Raw genomic sequence first — 17,637 nt, 5'->3', positions numbered from 1 at the left:
AACTGGGATCAAAGGGCATTCACCCTTTCAGTCATGGAGGTGGCAAACTAGAAGAAATGGATTTAAGTAGGGGAGTTGATCTTGGCACGTAAGATAGAGCCTCTATGGGCAGTACAAGATGACCAACAGAGAAAGGACGTTCTGATGAAGCGTAAAAATCAACAAATGTTAGCACTGGTGTGGCGAAGCACTATTGTTTTGTCATTCTTCCTGTTGCCTGTTGGCCTTGGCAGTGCCCAATCCATCGAACCTGACCCTCCAAAACAGATAGTCGCTCAGAGCTCAAGTCAAAAGCAAGTTCAAACTGATGCGAATCTTAGCTTTCAGCGGGTGACGCTCCTGTCTAATGTTTTGCTGGTTGTGTTGGTCACTCTGGTACTGCTACTGGTGGCTGCGATCGCAGCGTTGTGGCTGCTAAGAAGGTCTGTGATTCGTGAGGTTGCCCAAATCGTGAGAGCTCACCTCAATGAACTGACTGACTTGGAAGATAGGATTGTCAGTGCCAATAAAAATGTTCAAAGTATCCTAGAAAAAACTGAAGACATTGCCTTGGAGCTAGATCAGCAGGCGGCAGAGTTTAAACAAGACCTAAGTGTTAAACGAGAAAATCTATCTAAGCTGCTATCCAAATTGTCTCAGTCCCAGCAACAGGCATTAACGACAATCAAGACGCAAAAAACCGATACTCAACAAGAGCTAGAACAATTAGAGACTGACTTTGCCTCAAGACTGTCTAAACTCGAGCAAGACGCTAAAAAGCAACGGGATAGTTTTCTGAAGTATCTAGAAAACTTAAGCGCTGAGTTTGCCCCCCAATTATCTGAACTCAAGGGGGATGTGCAAGCCCAGAAAGAGACAATACTGAAGAAACTGAAGCAATTAGAGACAGAGTTTGGCTCCGAACTGTCTGACCTGAAAGAAACTGCGGCAAACCAAAAGGACTTAACTTTAAAAGATTTCGAAAAATTAGGGGCTGAATTTACTCCAGAATTATCGAAAATCCAGGCGGATGTACAAGCCCAGAAAGAGATAATACTGAAGAAACTGAACCAATCAGAGACTGAGTTTGGCTCCGAACTGTCTGACTTGAAAGCCAAGGCTCAAAAACAAAGCGAAGATTACCTGCAAACCCTAGAAAAATCAAGTGCTGACTTTGCTCCTCAACTATCTGAACTTCAGGGTAATGTACAAGAACATAAGGATAAAGTCCTGCAGCAACTAAATCAATCAGAGTCTGATTTTGCTGTTGAACTGTCTGAGCTTAAGGCAAAGGCTGATAAAGAAAGGAACAGTTACCTCAAGAATCTAGAAAAACTCACCTCTGATTTTGCTCCTCAACTATCTTTACTCAAAGCCAATGTCCAAGGGCATCAAGATAAAGTATTGGAGAAACTGAACCAATCAGAGACAGAGTTTGCCTCAAAATTGTCTGAACTTGAAGCCAAGGCTCAACAGCAACGGGATTTAATACTAGAAAATATAAAACAGGTAGAGACAGAGTTTACTCCTCAGCTATCTGACATTAAGGTGGAGGCTGAACAAAAAGCTCAACATAAAATCGATTTAGCTCTTCAGAAGCTAGAGCAATTAGGAACTGACATTACTGAACAACTTTCAAAATCCCAGTCGAAGATTGAAGTGCAAATCGATAAGACTCTCCAGCATCTGAAAGAGCTAGAGGCTAATTTAACAACTCAGGTTTCTGACTCTCAGTCAGGAATTCAAACCCAGAAGGCTCAGACCATTCAGAGTCTGGAAAAATTAGAAACAGAGGCTAAAACTCAACTTTCTGATTTACAGTCGGACATTCAAAAGCGAAAAGATATAATCATTCAAAATCTGGACAAATTGGAAACAACCTTGGCAGCTCAGCTGTCTGAGGTTGAATCTGATGCTCAAACCGAGAAGGATAAAATTATACAACAACTAGCAGAGATTTCCCCAACATCCATTGCAGAAGCTGCTCTGTCTGAAGTGCTGCAAAACACTCAAACTCTGACGGAACAATTAGAACGCCTCAAATCGAACCATCCTAAGTTGTTCTTGAATCCAGATGACTATGTGAATCAGGGCAATACTCTATTCTCTCAAGGGCAGTATCAAGATGCGATCGCTTCCTATGATCAAGCTCTTGACCTTCAACCGAATAACCCTGATATTTGGTATCAGCGAGGTATGGCATTATGGGAATTACAGCAGTATCAAGATGCGATCGCGTCCTATGACAAAGTAATTGAGCTTAAGCCAGATGACCCAGATAGCTGGTATCAAAGAGGTCTGGCTTTGATGGAACTCCGGCGGTATGAAGGAGCAGTGGTTGCTTTTAATAAGGTGGTTAAACTCAAGCAAGACCACTACAAAGCCTGGTTAAACCGGGGCATGACCCTAAGACGGTTGAGACGCTACGAAGATGCGATCGCTTCCTATGACAAGGCCCTAGAAATTCAGCCAAACTATCATCAAGCTTGGGTTGACCGAGGAGTAGCACTGGGAATGCTACAAAAGCATGAAGAGGCGTTTGAATCCTTCGACCAAGCTGTCCAAGTTCAGCCAGATAATACAGTAGCCTGGTTGAATCGAGGCATGGCTCTGGATGTATTAGAAAGATACCAAGAAGCTGTTGCTTCTTTTGACAAGGCTATTGAATTAAATCCCGACTCCCACAAAGCCTGGAATTACAGAGGTTCTACCTTAGTCAAGCTAGAACAGAATGATCAGGCATTGGAAAGCATTAATCGGGCTTTGGAGATTCAACCTGAGTATGCTGCTGGTTATTATAACAAAGCAATCGTTTATTCTTCCCAGGGTCAAGTCACCTTAGCTGTGGAAAACCTAGAGCAGGCGATTGAGCTAAATCCAAGGTATCGGGAAGAGGCGAGTAATGACCCGGATTTTGAGGCTATTTCAGAAGATGATCGGTTCTGGCAGTTGATTGGAGGCTAGAATCCTCTTGATCTCCTGGGTCCGGCAAATAATTCCTATTCCATGCTTGCGATCAACTATGAACTAAAGTCTAGTTTAGTCTAGATTGATATAGCAGGAAATGAGCTTGCGCCAACATATTTCTATAATCCCAGATCAGACAGCATGGTAGACCTGACCCCAAATCCTAGTTTCAGTTTGACTATTTGCTTAACATACCCCAACCGTGCCGGGATGTTAGCCAGCGTAACTCAAGCGATCGCATCTGTTGGCGGTCAATTGGGAGAAATTATGGTGGTGGAGAAAACTCGGAAAATTGCTACTCGCGAGATTACCGTAGATGCAGCTAGCACTGAACACGCTGAACAGATTGTACAAGCGGTGTCAGAAGTTCCCGATGTCCAAATCCTAAATGTCTATGACCGCACCTTCAACCTCCATCGCGGTGGCAAAATCAGTGTCAACAGCAAAATCCCCCTCAAGCATCAATCTGAATTGGCTATGGCTTACACTCCTGGTGTAGGTCGGATTTGTAAAGCGATCGCATCTGACCCAGAACAGGTCTACTCCTTTACCATTAAAAGCAACATGGTTGCTGTGGTCACCGATGGCAGTGCAGTGTTGGGGTTGGGTAACTTAGGGCCAGAAGCCGCTTTGCCAGTGATGGAAGGTAAAGCAATGCTGTTCAAAGAGTTTGCTGGTATTGATGCTTTTCCTATCTGCCTAGCTACCCAAGATACGGATCAGATCGTGGAAACCGTTAAAACTATCGCGCCGGTTTTTGGTGGTATTAATTTAGAAGATATCAGTGCTCCCCGTTGCTTTGATATTGAAGCCAGACTCCGGCAGGAGTTAGATATTCCAGTCTTTCACGATGACCAGAACGGTACGGCTATTGTCACCCTTGCTGCCTTGACCAATGCCCTGAAGCTAGTCAAGAAATCCCTAGAAGAGGTAAGAATTGTTATTAATGGAGCTGGCGCTGCCGGTATGGCAGTTGCCCGGTTACTCCGTAAAGCTGGTGCAGGTGTAATTTGGATATGCGACTCCCAAGGCATTATTTCTACTAAACGCCCTAACTTGACTGAGCAAAAGCAAGAATTTGCTGTGGATGCTTCGGGTACTCTCGCTGGTGCCATTGGTAATGCCGATGTGTTTATTGGGGTGAGTGTACCTGGGGTTCTAACCCCAGACATGGTCAGGTCCATGGCCAAGAAGCCCATTGTCATGGCTATGGCTAATCCTATCCCGGAAATTCAGCCAGAATTGGTAGTAGATGATGTAGCAGTAATGGCTACAGGTCGTAGTGACTATCCCAATCAGATTAATAATGTTCTGGCTTTTCCAGGGGTTTTTCGTGGCGCTATAGATTGTCGGGCGTCAACCATTACCGTGAATATGTGTCTCGAAGCAGCTTTTGCGATCGCATCCCTGATTAATCCCAGTGATTTAGATCGAGAACATATCATTCCCTCTGTCTTTGATGAGCGAGTCGCTCCTGCGGTTGCTGCTGCGGTGCAAAGGGCAGCACGTCAGGATGGTGTAGCATGCCATTAATAAGTAGTTGTATTTCGATAATTTCATGATTAAGCCATAGCAATTAGCTATTCTGGTGGCATTTGATTCATTTTTTGAGGCAGGACTGATGATTGTAACTACTACTGATGTTATTCAAGGTGCGATTGTTGAAGAGTATTTGGGCGTTGTCACTGCTGAGGTGGTTTACGGCACCAATGCACTGCGGGATTTCTTTGCTGGTATTCGAGATTTAATCGGAGGACGTACTGGCAGTTATGAAAAAGTCTTTGAAAAAGGACACCAAGAAGCCCTCAAAGAATTGAAGCAACGTGCCTCAGAACTAGGAGCAGATGCTGTGATTGGCATTGCTATGGATACTGGCACAATTAACGTTGATGAAAAGGGGGTGCTGCTACTGATTACCGCGACTGGCACAGCCATCAAAATCAAGAATTAAGGGTTGCTTGACAGTTGACGGGTACCCGTCAACTGTTGTTTAACTAAATCCGCTAAATTTCCTTGACAACTCATACTCGTTACGACTACGATTAAATAGTAACAATCATAAAGGAATGAGTAAGACAAGATGGTTATCAATCAAGTACCCGACGTAGTATTTAAGACCAGAGTCAGAGATGAGTCAGTTGCTGGACCCAATCCCTTCCGCTGGCAAGACCGCACTACACAGGAAATTTTTGGCGGTAAGCGTATCGTGCTATTTTCCCTTCCTGGTGCCTTCACACCCACCTGTTCATCAACCCACTTACCCCGCTATGAAGAACTCTATGACGAGATCAAAGCACAAGGGGTTGATCAAGTGATCTGCTTATCTGTCAACGATGCCTTCGTGATGTTCCAGTGGGGCAAACAGCAAGGGGTTCAGAATATCTTCTTGCTACCCGATGGTAATGGGGAATTCACCCGCAAAATGGGGATGTTGGTAGAAAAAGATAATCTCGGTTTTGGTATGCGTTCTTGGCGCTACTCTATGGTGGTAGATAACGGCAAGATTGAAAAAATGTTTGTAGAACCAGGCTATGAAGATAACTGCCCTACCGATCCCTTCGAGGTCTCAGATGCAGATACCATGTTGGCATACTTGAAGTCAGCTAAAAGTTGAGATACTTCCCAGCTTAGTTAAGGCTTTATCAGTAGAGGCGTTACCTGCAACGCCTCTACTGTTTTCAGTTTGGTGCGTAAGTCCTGATAATCGTGGATTGACTTGAGAGTGATACAACAATCATTACCTTGGACGATCAGTAAAATTTTACCTCCGACGCCTATTGCGCCTATCTACCAAAAATAAGTAATCTTTCAACCGAATAGTAATTCAGAAGTTTGGGGGAGTCATGAGCTACGATTTTGATTTATTCGTTATTGGTGCAGGTTCCGGAGGAATTGCTACAGCTAGACGAGCCGCCGAATATGGGGCAAAAGTAGGCATTGCAGAATTTGACCGTTTAGGTGGAACTTGCGTAAATCGTGGCTGCGTTCCTAAGAAGCTCATGGTTTATGCCTCCCATTTTCCTGATCAATTTGAAGAGGCACAGGGATATGGCTGGAGTAAGGTACACAGTACCCTGGATTGGACAACCATGATCACAGCAGTCAATCAGGAAACAGAACGCCTCAATGGCATTTACCAACGTATGTTGGATAACTCCAAGGTGGAACTGTTTCAGGGTTATGCTAAGTTCGTGGATTCCCACACCATAGACATTGGCGGACGCAAAGTAACTGCCCAGAAAATCTTGATTGCAGTAGGAGGACATCCAGTCAAGCCCGATATTCCTGGAATTGAACACGCGATTACCTCTGATGATATCTTCCACCTCAAGGAACAACCGAAACGGATCGTGATTCTTGGGGGTGGCTATATTGGTGTCGAGTTTGCCTGTATTCTCAATGGCTTAGGCTCTGAAGTCACGGTGGTTATTCGTCGTGATCAGATTTTACGGGGATTTGATGCGGAAATCGGTTCCGAGATTCAACAAGCCATGGAGAACCATGGGATTCGCGTGCTAAATAACAGTAAGATCATCGCTATTGAAAACACATCAGCCGGTCTGAATGTAACGGTACAAGGACAATCACAAACAACTATAATTGCTGATGCAGTCAGTTTAGCTGCCACAGGTCGTATACCCAATATCCAGAATCTAGGTTTAGAGAATACTGGAGTAGCAATTGAAAACGGTGCGATCGCAGTCGATAAGTACAGTCTTACCACAGAAGACCATATCTTTGCGGTAGGAGATTGTACTAACCGCATGAACTTAACTCCCGTTGCGATTAATGAAGGTCGTGCCTTTGCCGATACCGTATTTGGTGGCAAATCCCGGATCATGAGCTACGAGAATGTCCCAACCGCAATTTTTACCACACCCGAAGCAGCTACTGTTGGTCTAAGTGAGGCCGAAGCACGGGAGAAATATGGGGATGCGGTAAAAGTCTATCGTTCTCGGTTCAGAGCGATGTACTATACTCTACCTGGTCGGGATGAAAAAACCCTGATGAAGTTAGTGGTTGACCAAAACACTGACAAAGTCTTGGGTGCTCATATGGTAGGAGACCATGCAGCAGAGATTATTCAAGGAATTGCGATCGCATTGAAAACTGGAGCTACCAAAGCTAACTTTGATGCTACTGTTGGAATTCATCCCAGTTCTGCAGAAGAGTTTGTCACAATGCGCTAAGGGACTGAAAAAGGTTTCGAAATACAGTTAGTTGTAACTAGGGCGTGAGCACACGCCCTAGTTTCGTACTATAGCGCTTTAAAATCAGATGTGAAAATTTATAGCAATTCAATTGATTAATGCTGTAAACCAGGTATTGTTACTAAGTGCTTAAATACTTTCAATTCTCAATATCAACACTACTGAATCGAAATAAATCCTAAAAAAGCGGCTAGAACTGTATTATCAGGAAGGAATGGCTGATGTTTAACTCAATACATCTGAGTTAAACATCAGCATCTAGTGGTAGAAAGCCCAAGTTTCCCCATGTCATCTTTACAAAAATTAGAAAAATTCGTCAAAATACCTAATAAAGTTAAAACCCGCCGCATTCTTTGGTTTGAACGATTAATGGCGATCATCGCCTTGATTAATCTGCTTTTAGTATTCTTTGACCTCAGCTATATCCCCTTAAGGGATTTCTGGCTACATCAGAAAATTCAGGTATTTAGCTTTACCATTGGTCCGATCAAATCCAAAGGCTTTCCCCTATCGATTCCCATTCCTGATATCACTCCATTATACGACCAATTTAAAGGGATTGAAGACAACCGAGATACTCAAAAATATTTGGACAAAGTTGATCAACTGGAAAAGCAGATTAACAAGATAGGATTATCTTCTATAGAAGAGTCTATAGAAGTAGAAAAAAAACTTAAGGAGCTGCGCAAACTTAGCTTAGAAATGATTGATACTAATCCTTTTCAAGTAGCCAATAAAACTGGAAACTTGGAAAAGCTGAAAAATAAGATGCGTAAGCATATACAAAATCCTGATAAGTCAGCAAAAGAGTCATTTGAGGAGTTCTGGACTCAAAAGTACTTAGCAAGCCATAGTGAAGAGGAAGGTTTGGGATTTTTTAACACCGAGATTAAACCCTTAATAGAAACTAACTATTACCGTCCAATTGGAGAAAATGGCGAATTCGTAGACCTATTCGGACTGATTGACTTCCCATATTTTATCTTATTTGGTACAGAGTTTTTGGCTCGTACCTGGTTAATCAGTCGCCGTCATTCTGGACTCAAGTGGCAAAATGCCATGCTGTGGCGCTGGTATGACATATTTTTGCTAATACCCTTATGGCGGTGGTTACGAATTATTCCCGTTACCATTCGTTTAGGTCAAGCTAAATTAATAGACCTGAGTGTCATTACCAGAGAAATCCGCTCGGGATTTGTTGCCAGTATTGCTCAAGAGATGACGGAAGTGGTCGTCATTCAAATTATTAACGAAGTTCAGGGCTCCATTAGCCGGGGTGAAATTACCAAATGGTTGTCTCAACAGGAAGTCCGCCCCTACATTGACCTTAATGACACTGATGAAGTGTCAGAGCTCACCACCATCATGGTAAAGATGACAGTTGATCAAGTCTTACCCAAAATCCGTCCTGATCTAGAGGCTCTCATGAAACACTATGTGGACATGGGGATTAAACAGTCCACACTTTATCAGGGACTTCAGAATGTACCAGGACTGGGACAATTCCAGAAGCAGCTCACAGAGGAATTAGTGAAAAACATTTTTGAGGCACTCTATGATGGGATTAATACTCTGATACAAGAAGACCCAGTTGCCGACGAACTCCTGGAACACCTACTCAAAAATTTAAGGGAAGTCTTAGGGGCAGAAATTAAGACCAAGGATAGATTACAGGAGATTCAGTATTTGATCACAGCTTGGTTAGAGGAATTCAAAATAAATTATGTCCGGCGCTTATCTGAAGAAGACTTAGATAAAATCTTAGATGAAACCAGAGCAATTCGTCAAAGATTTCAGGAATAACAGTAGTTAAATAAATTTAAGATTATTCCAATAATTAATTGATTGTTTTTTTATTAGCGGATCTATAAACTAGGTTAATTGACAGTAAAACCATTCAATTGATGATTGATACCGAGTTGCATTCAAAGATAGTAGATGGGGAGATGGGGAGATTGGGGGCAGATAAAGTTGTACCTTTGATCGCAACTTAGTATGAAATTAAAAAAATATAGAAATAAAAAAAAATAAACATTTTTTTAAATTATTGTAAATAGTCAGAGATCATCATACAGTTTGACCGAATAATGCCCATAAGCTAAAATACTTATGGGTCAACAAAAACCAAGTTGACTTCTAGGGTCAGCTTGCTCTGAGGAAAAGGGCTGTGAAGTGGGAAAGTGCCGACGCACCAGACACCAAGCAGGGATTAGACCTCAAAACTACCCATGTTCAAGTTTTGATCAGGCAAGCATTTGAGCTGCTAATTGCGTTAGCTTCCGGCAAAAGAAGCCCCACATCTCAATGCTATGCCATGAGTGTGGGATTAATTTTGCACAGGGTATGCATGGAATTGCTATAATATGCGTACTGATAAACAAAGCCGTTCGCGTAGCGTGGCCTACGGCCTTAAATGCTGGTTTGTCAGCACAACAGTTTTAAAAAAAAGACATGGAGGCGCGCTTTCCTATGGCGAATTAAATTACGGGGTCGCGCCTCAAGAAAACAGAGCGGCAGGGCAGTCCGTTCTTAAAGCCCAGCGCCTCCTAAGCAATAGCTGGATTGGCTGGGAAGCCTACACTGAACTCAACGAGTCAGTGTGGGAGCTGTCACACTCAAACATAGCAACGGCAAGCTGGTAACTCCTAATCAATGATTCTGCGGGAAGTTTCCGGTTTGTCCTAGGGTTTAGAGTCTTCGAGCCCATGACCTTGTCAACAATAGCTCAGGACCAGTAACTAGAGATTGGGCTTGTGCTAACTAGATGTGCAGAAGCTTTTGGGCGGTTAGACTTCTTGGAGAAGATTTTGCCATGAAGTGGGTTGACCCCACTTTTTTTATTGGATTGGTGCCATGACTCATCCCCTGATTCCACAACTAATCGATTTGGCAACGCCATTGGCTCAAGATTTAGGATTAGAGATTGTAGAGGCTCTCTTCCAGACCAACAGACGCCCACCGGTGCTGCGTGTCTATATCCGCAACCCCATCCGTGACACTAGCTTGGATGACTGTGAACGCATGAGTCGTGCTTTAGAAGCTCAGTTAGATGCTAAGGACATCATTTTAGACACCTACGTTTTGGAAATTTCCAGTCCTGGGATCACACAGGACTTAAGCACAGACCGAGAATTCATTTCTTTCAAAGGGTTTGGTGTGATTGTTCAGACATCTGAACCCTATCAGGGGCAGCAAGAGTGGCGCGGGCAGTTAATTCGCCGGGATGAGAGCGGAGTTTATCTCAATCTCAAGGGTCGTGCGTTTGCCATTCCCCGTCAGCTCGTGTCCAGAGTAAAACTGGATGATGGGGGTTAAATTTTTCTTGAAGGTTGCTAGGGGTGCAGCACTTGTTAAAGACAATGGCTCGACTATAGATCTACAAGTGCTTCTCCCCTACAAGCTTCAAGGCTGAGGATTGAAGTTGAACTTGATTTACTTTAAATCCCAAGACAATTGCCATGGATAGATTTAAGACGGAGATTTGCTGATGTCGATAGTTAGTTTGCCTGGACTTAAGGCAATGATAGAAGAAATTAGTCAAAGCCACAATTTACCTAGGTCTGCAGTTCAACAGGCATTAAGAGAAGCACTGCTAAAAGGCTATGAGCGCTATCGCCGTTCTCAACGGCTAGACCAACGATTTCATTTTGACGAAGAATATTTTGACAACTTTGAAGTGGATCTTGATATTGAAGAAGAAGGCTTCCGGGTTTTGTCTACCAAAACCATTGTCGAAGAGGTACAAAATAGTGACCATCAAATTTCTCTCAAAGAAGTCCAGGAAGTTGCCTCTGAAGCACAATTGGGAGACTCAGTGGTTTTGGATGTGACTCCAGACCAAGGAGAGTTTGGTCGCATGGCAGCGATTCAAACCAAGCAGGTGCTCTCTCAAAAACTCCGAGACCAGCAGCGTAAGCTGATTAAAGAAGAGTTTCAAGACCTAGAAGGAACCGTTCTGCAATCTCGATCACTACGATTTGAGCAGCAGTCTGTGATTATGGCGCTCAGCAGTGGTTTTGGTCGGCCAGAGGTAGAAGCCGAACTGCCCAAACGGGAACAGCTACCCAATGATAACTATCGCATTAACTCCACCTTTAAGGTTTATCTCAAAAAAGTCCGGGAAGGCCCTCACCGTGGTCCTCAGCTGGTGGTATCCAGAGCGGCGGCTGGTTTAGTGGTCTATCTGTTTGCCAACGAAGTCCCAGAAATAGAAGATGAGGTGGTCAGGATTGTCGCAGTGGCACGGGAAGCTAATCCTCCTTCTCGTCATGTTGGACCAAGGACTAAAATTGCTGTAGATACCCTGGAGCGAGATGTGGATCCGGTGGGAGCTTGCATTGGTGCTAGAGGTTCCCGCATTCAAGTTGTGGTGAATGAATTACGAGGTGAAAAAATCGACGTAATTCGTTGGTCTCCTGATCCATCTACCTATATTGCCAACGCTCTTAGCCCAGCCCAAGTGGATCAGGTGCTACTAGTCAATCCAGAAGAACGTCAAGCTCATGTTTTAGTAGCAGAAGACCAGCTGAGTTTAGCTATAGGCAAAGAAGGACAAAATGTTCGCCTTGCCGCCCGCCTTACGGGTTGGAAGATTGACATTAAAGATGCTGCGCAATACAAAAAAGACACTACCGACATGTCTAAACAGGATACCCTAGAAGAAGAAGATGTCGATAGCAATGAGTTACAGGAAGATTACCAAGAAGGAGTAGAAACACCAGAAAATGTGCTGGATGCTGAGCCAGTGCTTGATTTGAATACTCAAGAAGAAGAATGAGGAATTTTAGGGGTTAACCCTGAGGTGAGGAAAGTTTTGCCAAGGTTGAGAATGGTAATGGTATACAATGATACCCCTAAGCTTGTTGGTTTAGAATGGTAGTGGAGTGTGGGGTTTCGGCTTTGGTCAAGAATTCTTTTACAGTTTTCTTCCAAGCCAATGAGTTATTGAATACTTCCACTTATTGCTGGGTTAGTCTACTCCCCCTACCCCCTACTGCCGGTTGGTGTGGTGATTTTATTCTTGTGTTAGTCATCCCAGTCTCAAGGGTGTGAGGATCTCTACTATAGTTTTTCATCTTCTGCTCACACCACCGGTTAGCCCACATCCGTACCGCCTTCTGGCATTGATTTTTGGTTTCATTGGGTAACTCAATCAGGTAAAACAGGGCGTTTGCCCAATCGCAAACGCCCTACAAGCCTCCATCTACCGTACCCTTTAAAGAAGGAGGACTTTTGAGATTTTCCAAACCGAAAACCCTTATGAAACCAAACTATCGACGTTGTCTTAGCTGCCGGAAAGTAGCACCAAAACAGGAGTTTTGGCGTATTGTCCGAGTCTATCCGTCACGAAAGGTACAATTAGATCAGGGTATGGGTCGTTCAGCTTACTTATGTCCTCAACTGAGTTGCCTAGCGGCGGCTCAAAAGAAAAACCGACTGGGGCGATCACTGCGTGCATCGGTGCCAAAAAATCTGTACGAAACTTTATGGCAGCGTTTAGCTACCATGCCAAGCCAACCCAATTTAGGTAATTAAAGGGTGAATCTAGCAGCAATTTCTTCCATGTATGTTCGTCCGGGGAACATAAGTAATCGTTAGGATACTAAGGAAGTCATTAGTTCTATTGATGCTCTGGTTTCAACAGGGAGGTGAATTTACTTCGATTATACGCTAGCTACCTTTAAAGGCATACGCGGTGATTAGGCGGTTTAACCGAACCGTCAATTTAAAATGCTGCTTGGCTTTTTTCACAGGAAAGAAGCACGCGATAATAGATAAACTTATCAAACTACCGTTGAGGTGAACACACCAACGAAAAAGCATGGATGGTTGATTATCTGTTGAGCATCGCTTATCTTATCGTTTAAGCTTTCCAATAAAGCTTGATAAAGTAAAAAGTCATTCGAGTAGTTGAGTATGGTTTAACAACACGTAGGTACGACAGGGGAATAGTGCATGAACAGCGGCAAAGTCAGAATTTACGAATTATCACGGGAATTGAATTTGGACAACAAGGAAATTTTGAGCATCTGTGAAGGACTCAATATTGCAGTTAAAAGTCACAGTAGCACGATTACAGAATCGGATGCCCAACGGATTCGCACGACAGCCGAAAAATATTCTGACCAACTAGCAGCTGTAAGCAATAGCGAAGGTGAGTCATCGGCAAATAAAGGTTCTAAGTTAAGCTCTGGTAAATTAGTTCGACGTCCCAAAGGGGAGCGGAAGCAGCAAATTGTGGAGCTTCGTAAGCACAAACGCAGTTCTGGGAATACTTCTAGCCAGAGAAGTAATCAAATGGCAATCCCACCCCAACCTCCCATTAAGCCGACTGCTATACCCCCTCGTCAACCTAGCACTCTCAATCGACCTAAGCAGGTCATTGAACAGGACACCAAGATTAAGCAGGATACTAAACCAGAACTAGCTGCTAAACCAGAACTAGCCGCTAAACCAGAACCAGCCGCTAAACCAGAACTAGCCGCTAAACCAGAACCAGCAGCTAAACCAGAACCAGCAGCTAAACCAGAACCAGCAGCTAAACCAGAACCAGCAGCTAAACCAGAACCAGCAGCTAAACCAGAACTAGCCGCTAAACCAGAACTAGCCGCTAAACCAGAACTAGCCGCTAAACCAGAACTAGCCGCTAAACCAGAACCAGCCGCTAAACCAGAACTAGCCGCTAAACCAGTCCAGAAGATTTCACAGCAGAGTACTGCCTCAGCTAAGATTACAGAAAAACCAAAATTAACTGGACCTCCTGTCAGAGTATCACAATCAAAAAGTCAGCCGGCTAAGGTTGAACGACCGATAAAGTCAAACCAAAAAGGTTCTTCCGGTTCAAAGTCAGTAAAGAGTCCAACTCCTAACAAATCCCCTAACAAATCCCCTGTTATTAATAAACAGTCAACGCCCTCGGAAACATCACCACCAAAGCGTTCTAGTTCACCAAGACCAACCGTTCCTGAACTCCAGCGACCTCCAAAAAGAACCAAACCAGGTCTTGATAAAGACAATTCTCAAGTAGCAGCAATCGATGCTGACTCAACGGGTCTGACAGATGATGGCTCTGATCAAGAGACCAACACCTTAGTCAATGAATCTGAGGAACTGCTCAAGGAGGTCAAGCTCCGGCGACCATCTGTCCCCCGACCTGCTAAGAAAAAAGAGTGGGAGGCAGAAAATGGAGAAGACGAAGACAAAGCCCAGAAGGGTAAATCCGCCAAACTCAAGCGGCGACCTAAAATGATTCTGGATGATGAAGATGATATTGAAACAGAATCAGATCAAATCGATAACAAAATCGATGGTTCATTTTCAGTTAGTCTTTCTCTGGCTCGTCCTCCCAAACCAAAGTCACTACAAAAACAGCAAAGCCAAGCACATACTGCCAGTGTTAACCAAAAGAAGAAGCCTGCTAAAGCCAGTAGTAGCAACAAGTCGGATCAGCGCGATCGCCGTCGTACACAGAAAAGTCAGCCCAAACGCCCAGAACAAATTGTTTTGAGAGACTCACTCACCATTAGAGACCTGGCTAATCAACTTGCTATTGCAGAAACTGACATTGTTAAAATGCTCTTCTTCAAAGGCATAGCTGTGAGTGTTACCCAGACTTTGGATGTTCCTACTGCCACAATGGTAGCTGAGGAAGTGGGAGTCAAGGTCGAGATGGAAGAAGAAGCCTCTGCTGCGACTAAGGTGGAAATGCTGGATGTCCAAGACCTGGAAAACCTCGAGCGGCGTCCACCTGTGGTGACAATTATGGGTCATGTTGACCACGGTAAAACGACTCTACTCGATGCCATTCGTGAAGCAAAAGTGGCTCAAGGAGAAGCCGGTGGAATTACCCAGCATATTGGTGCATACCACGTAGATGTTGAGCATGAGGAGAAAATTCAACAGGTTGTCTTCTTAGACACCCCCGGTCACGAAGCCTTTACAGCCATGCGGGCAAGGGGAACAAAAGTAACCGATATTGCTGTGCTAGTAGTAGCGGCTGATGATGGGGTGCAACCTCAGACCCTTGAAGCCATTAGTCATGCTAGAGCTGCTGAAGTTCCCATGGTCGTTGCTATTAACAAAATTGATAAAGCCGGAGCTCAACCTGATCGGGTTAAGCAAGAATTATCAGAACGGGGCTTGGTTCCAGAAGAATGGGGTGGTGAAACGATCATGGTACCAGTGAGTGCTATCCAAAGGGAAAACTTGGATTCACTGCTGGAGATGATTCTATTGGTCTCAGAGCTAGAAGAACTCTCTGCTAATCCGGATCGACCAGCCAAAGGTACGGTGATTGAAGCTCACCTCGATAAAGCTAGAGGGCCTGTTGCTACCTTCTTAGTGCAAAACGGTACGCTGCGGGTGGGTGATAGCCTGGTTGTTGGTTCAGTTTTCGGTAAGGTCAGAGCCATGCTTGATGACCGAGGACAGCGAGTCGAACAAGCCAGTCCCTCGTTTGCTGTGGAAGTCCTTGGCTTGAGTGATGTTCCAGCTGCTGGTGATGAGTTTGAAGTCTTTGAGAGCGAAAAAGAAGCCCGGGCAGTTGCTGGAGAAAGAGCTCAACAGCAACGTCAATCTCGCCTGCAAACTCGCATGAAATCACGGCGAGTTACCCTCACTGAATTATCAGCCCAGGCTCAAGAAGGTGAACTCAAGGAACTCAACTTGATTTTGAAGGCAGACGTTCAAGGCTCGGTGGAAGCTATTCTGGGATCCCTCGAACAGCTGCCCCAAAATGAAGTGCAAATTCGAGTTCTACTGGCTGCCCCTGGGGAAGTCACCGAAACGGATGTGGACTTAGCGGCTGCTAGTGGTGCAGTTATTGTTGGCTTTAACACTACCTTAGCTCCTGGTGCTCGACCAGCAGCTGAACAGGAAGGGGTAGATGTGCGGGAATACAACATTATCTACAAACTCCTGGATGATGTTCAAGGTGCTATGGAAGGTCTGTTAGAGCCAGAAGAGGTAGAAGAACCATTGGGTGAAGTAGAAGTTCGAGCTGTCTTCCCAGTGGGTCGTGGTGCCGTTGCGGGTTGCTATGTACTCTCAGGCAAAGCCGTGCGCAATTGCCGTTTACGAGTGCGGCGTGGTAGCAAAGTTATCTACGAAGGAGTTTTGGATTCCCTCAAGCGTGTTAAGGATGATGTCAAGGAAGTCAATGCTGGCTACGAATGTGGTATGGGTGTTGATAAATTCAACGACTGGGCGGAAAAAGATATCATTGAAACCTATCAGATGGTAACCAAGCGACGGACTCTCTCCCTGAAGTAGGGCTGAGGGGTGTTCTTACCCAGGCATCCATTGCCGGGTAGGTTGTTTTGTTTAAGGTTGAAGGTTAAAGGTTATTGAGACGAGTTGCTCTGTGGCAAGCTTGCAATTGTCAAGGTTCCATCCAAAGCAACTTTTAACCTGTTAACCGATAACCTCCAACCCTAACCCTGCCAAATTGTAAGTATTAAGTGTTGCTAAAAGCACAATCCTAAAAAAGCAGATAGGATAGTGTACAGGTAAGCTTAATAGTTTACCACTTAAGCATGACCCAACTAGATTCATCTGTATTAAATTTTGGTAAGGTGCATATGGCAAGCTTCGTTAAATCCGAATCCGGACCATTAGATCACGACACTCAAGTTTGGGACAGTCTTAAACAAGCCATAGCCGCTAGTTCAGGATTCCAACGCTGGCAAATGGAACATCCCTTGGGTGAACAATTTCAGGATTACAGTCTTGATAGCCGAGTGCGTCGTTACTTACGTGAAACTCTAGAAATGCTTGCCTACTGAAATCCTTAGGGTTTCCTGTCAACGGTCAACGGTCAACTGTCAAAGGCTGCTGGACGAAAGACAAATGAGGAAGGATAATTAGCATTGCTGCTGATTTTGGACTTGACATGGCCTTTGAATATCCTGATGACCTGAAATACCTTGATAGCCACGAATATGTACGGCTTGATGGAGAAATTGCCACTATTGGTATTACCGCCTTTGCCATTGACCAACTGGGTGACTTAGTTCTTCTGGAACTCCCAGAAATTGACGACACTATCGAGAAGGGTAACAAAGAAAATGACAAAAGCTTTGGTACCATTGAATCGGTCAAGGCAGTTTCGGATCTATATTCCCCGGTATCGGGTACGGTGGTAGAAAGAAATGAGGAGATGATCGAGGCTCCTGAACAGATTGCAGAAGACCCCTATGGTGAAGGCTGGTTAATTAAAGTGCGGCTGAATGACCCTGATAACCCACTGGAGGGTGTCCTTTCTGCTGAGGAGTACCGTGCCAAAGTCGAGGCAGAGTAGATTATAAATTGGGTTTAACAGCAAGTAACTTAAGATACAGCTATAGCGAAGGTTCTGTAAAAAGCTGATAAATAGGGTTGTCATCACTACACCCAGCTGTGTAAAGTTGTGTATCTAGAATCAATCTAGCAACACCCCTAGCTTGTCAAATGCTAGGTTTTCATATTGTATATTTAGAACTAA

13 protein-coding genes are annotated in these 17,637 nt (G+C 44.3%); all 13 read left to right on the top strand.

Going from position 1 to position 17,637, the window contains the following annotated elements:
- Nucleotides 1-81 precede the first annotated feature (81 nt).
- The 13 genes from F6K51_RS02480 (at nucleotide 82) to gcvH (ending at nucleotide 17,454) form a co-directional block, all read left to right on the top strand.
- Nucleotides 82-2,943 carry a tetratricopeptide repeat protein gene (locus F6K51_RS02480; protein ID WP_293017789.1) on the top strand — a complete coding sequence of 954 codons (2,862 nt, stop codon included), beginning with the start codon at nucleotides 82-84 and terminating at the stop codon, nucleotides 2,941-2,943.
- 144 nt (nucleotides 2,944-3,087) lie between these two features.
- On the top strand, nucleotides 3,088-4,479 hold the full coding sequence (locus F6K51_RS02475; RefSeq protein WP_293017787.1) for an NAD-dependent malic enzyme: 1,392 nt from the start codon (nucleotides 3,088-3,090) through the stop codon (nucleotides 4,477-4,479).
- An 88-nt stretch (nucleotides 4,480-4,567) separates the two neighbouring features.
- Nucleotides 4,568-4,897, top strand: a complete 330-nt coding sequence (locus tag F6K51_RS02470; RefSeq protein ID WP_293017785.1) for a YbjQ family protein — start codon at nucleotides 4,568-4,570, stop codon at nucleotides 4,895-4,897.
- 129 nt (nucleotides 4,898-5,026) lie between these two features.
- Nucleotides 5,027-5,560 carry a peroxiredoxin gene (locus tag F6K51_RS02465; protein ID WP_293017783.1) on the top strand — a complete coding sequence of 178 codons (534 nt, stop codon included), beginning with the start codon at nucleotides 5,027-5,029 and terminating at the stop codon, nucleotides 5,558-5,560.
- A gap of 229 nt (nucleotides 5,561-5,789) precedes the next feature.
- On the top strand, nucleotides 5,790-7,136 hold the full coding sequence (gene gor, locus F6K51_RS02460) for a glutathione-disulfide reductase (RefSeq protein ID WP_293017781.1): 1,347 nt from the start codon (nucleotides 5,790-5,792) through the stop codon (nucleotides 7,134-7,136).
- A 306-nt stretch (nucleotides 7,137-7,442) separates the two neighbouring features.
- Nucleotides 7,443-8,960: a hypothetical protein gene (locus F6K51_RS02455; RefSeq protein ID WP_293017779.1), complete on the top strand. Its 1,518-nt coding sequence runs from the start codon at nucleotides 7,443-7,445 to the stop codon at nucleotides 8,958-8,960.
- A 364-nt stretch (nucleotides 8,961-9,324) separates the two neighbouring features.
- Nucleotides 9,325-9,519 carry a hypothetical protein gene (locus F6K51_RS02450; RefSeq protein ID WP_293017777.1) on the top strand — a complete coding sequence of 65 codons (195 nt, stop codon included), beginning with the start codon at nucleotides 9,325-9,327 and terminating at the stop codon, nucleotides 9,517-9,519.
- A gap of 491 nt (nucleotides 9,520-10,010) precedes the next feature.
- Nucleotides 10,011-10,472 carry a ribosome maturation factor RimP gene (gene rimP, locus F6K51_RS02445; RefSeq protein ID WP_070395891.1) on the top strand — a complete coding sequence of 154 codons (462 nt, stop codon included), beginning with the start codon at nucleotides 10,011-10,013 and terminating at the stop codon, nucleotides 10,470-10,472.
- 172 nt (nucleotides 10,473-10,644) lie between these two features.
- Complete coding sequence (gene nusA, locus F6K51_RS02440; RefSeq protein WP_293017772.1) at nucleotides 10,645-11,934, top strand: transcription termination factor NusA; 1,290 nt, start codon at nucleotides 10,645-10,647, stop codon at nucleotides 11,932-11,934.
- Between the two features lie 482 nt (nucleotides 11,935-12,416).
- The gene (locus tag F6K51_RS02435) at nucleotides 12,417-12,692 is read left to right on the top strand and encodes a YlxR family protein (RefSeq protein WP_293017770.1); all 276 of its coding nucleotides are present in this window, start codon (nucleotides 12,417-12,419) and stop codon (nucleotides 12,690-12,692) included.
- A gap of 420 nt (nucleotides 12,693-13,112) precedes the next feature.
- Nucleotides 13,113-16,427 (top strand): translation initiation factor IF-2, encoded by a 3,315-nt coding sequence (gene infB, locus F6K51_RS02430; protein WP_293017768.1) that lies wholly within the window; start codon nucleotides 13,113-13,115, stop codon nucleotides 16,425-16,427.
- A 308-nt stretch (nucleotides 16,428-16,735) separates the two neighbouring features.
- Nucleotides 16,736-16,939: a hypothetical protein gene (locus F6K51_RS02425; protein WP_293017890.1), complete on the top strand. Its 204-nt coding sequence runs from the start codon at nucleotides 16,736-16,738 to the stop codon at nucleotides 16,937-16,939.
- A gap of 107 nt (nucleotides 16,940-17,046) precedes the next feature.
- Nucleotides 17,047-17,454, top strand: coding sequence for a glycine cleavage system protein GcvH (gene gcvH, locus F6K51_RS02420; protein WP_293017766.1), 408 nt, complete (start codon nucleotides 17,047-17,049; stop codon nucleotides 17,452-17,454).
- Nucleotides 17,455-17,637 lie beyond the last annotated feature (183 nt).

Origin of the sequence: Moorena sp. SIO3I8 (assembly GCF_010692325.1) — a bacterium.
Taxonomy (GTDB): domain Bacteria; phylum Cyanobacteriota; class Cyanobacteriia; order Cyanobacteriales; family Coleofasciculaceae; genus Moorena.
The sequence above is the reverse complement of the archived record's forward strand: the minus strand, read 5'-3'. Positions and strand labels throughout refer to the sequence as shown.